General features: G+C 47.7%; 1 protein-coding gene and 1 pseudogene. Both read right to left on the bottom strand.

The annotated features are described in order from the left end of the window. A pseudogene (locus tag P5683_RS24750) lies at positions 1–684 on the bottom strand (GUN4 domain-containing protein); the annotation flags it as partial. Between the two features lie 252 nt (positions 685–936). Then, positions 937–1,519 (bottom strand): GUN4 domain-containing protein (locus P5683_RS24745; protein WP_315641257.1); only part of this gene is annotated, 583 nt, incomplete at its 5' end.

The following is a 1,519-nucleotide window of genomic DNA, read 5'->3' as shown; positions in this document are numbered from 1 at the left end:
ATTGACCTGAGATTCTAGCCATGATAGCGATTGGGATTGAGATGCGATCGCTTCTACCTGCGATTCTAGGCGTGATAGCGATTGGGATTGAGATGCGATCGCTTCTATCTGCGATTCTAGGCGTGATAGCGATTGGGATTGAGATGCGATCGCTTTGACCTGCGATTCTAGGCGTGATAGCGATTGGGATTGAGATGCGATCGCTTTGACCTGTGACGATTGGCATTGGAGTTGAGATGTGATCGCTTCTATCTGCGATTCTAGGCGTGATAGCGATTGGGATTGAGATGCGATCGCTTTGACCTGAGATTCTAGGCGTGATAGCGATTGAGATGCGATCGCTTTGACCTGAGATTCTAGCCGTGATAGCGATTGAGATGCGATCGCTTCATTCTGGGATTCTAGGCGTGATTGAGTAGTGGTAAAACCGTCAATTTTCCGGGTCATTTCATCTAACTGAGACTGTAGGTGAGAGACCATCAACTGTGCGGACTCTACCTGAGACTGAGACAATTGCCAAACCCGCTTGGCGGCGGCAATGCGTTTTTTCTCCTTCTCCAAAAACCCGGAGGGTATCCCACCAATCACAGGGGGATAGGGTGTCAGGTCATAACCACACACCGAACAGGTTTCCACCTCATTTGGTGTATATTCCGTTTCACAAACGGGACATTTCGCCATCATTCCCAACCCGATACATCACGACAACCGGGTGCAGGGAAACCCGGCTTTATGCTACTATAACCCACGGGGAGGAACTAGAAACCCAGTTTCTACCACCAGTGGAGAAGTAAGACTTCGTAGGGTGGGTTGAGTGCGTAACCCACCGCCAATGGAGAGTAGGAGTGGTGTTGACATTTGATTAACATTGTAATGGTCAACGGTGCGTTACATTTCATTAAAGCACCACTAGGGACTGCCTGAAGTGTTTATATGCTACAGTAGACAAGTCTGTGCGCGAGAGAACAAATGCACTCCTACAGACTTCAATGAATGGCCTACCTGATACCACTCGTATAACCAAGGCCAAAAAGGAAGATGGCCACAGGGAGCAATCGCCGCAAACGTGCAATCTGACTTCAAAATCCAAGACCTTCCAACTCGCCATCCCACCTGGTCAGCATACCGCTCTAATATATCATCACCTTTTGGATAGCTTCCATCAGGCTTACCTCCACAATTGATGTAAATTTGCTTCTGGACACTAAACCCGAAGCGTCCCCTGCTGTGTTTGACCCAAAGACCATCGATGATTCGCAAATCCTCGCAGGGAAAGTTTTTGATATCATCATAGTTTAAATATCCATCGTGGGTTTTTCCCGCCACCCTACACATCATCTTAGCCGTTTTTTCGTCGGCAGCTTTCCACTGGCCTGATTTCAATAATCTGTTGAGTTGGCTATAATCAAAACCAGAATAAGACACGATGGGAGTATCTGCCACGGCTTCAGTTATCGACTCGAGTTGAGATGCGATCGCTTCATTCTGGGATTGGAGTTGAGATGCGATCGCTTCTATC

Source organism: Limnospira sp. PMC 1279.21, assembly GCF_032349615.1.
In the GTDB taxonomy this organism is placed as follows: Bacteria; Cyanobacteriota; Cyanobacteriia; order Cyanobacteriales; family Microcoleaceae; genus Limnospira; species Limnospira fusiformis.
The sequence above is the reverse complement of the archived record's forward strand: the minus strand, read 5'-3'. Positions and strand labels throughout refer to the sequence as shown.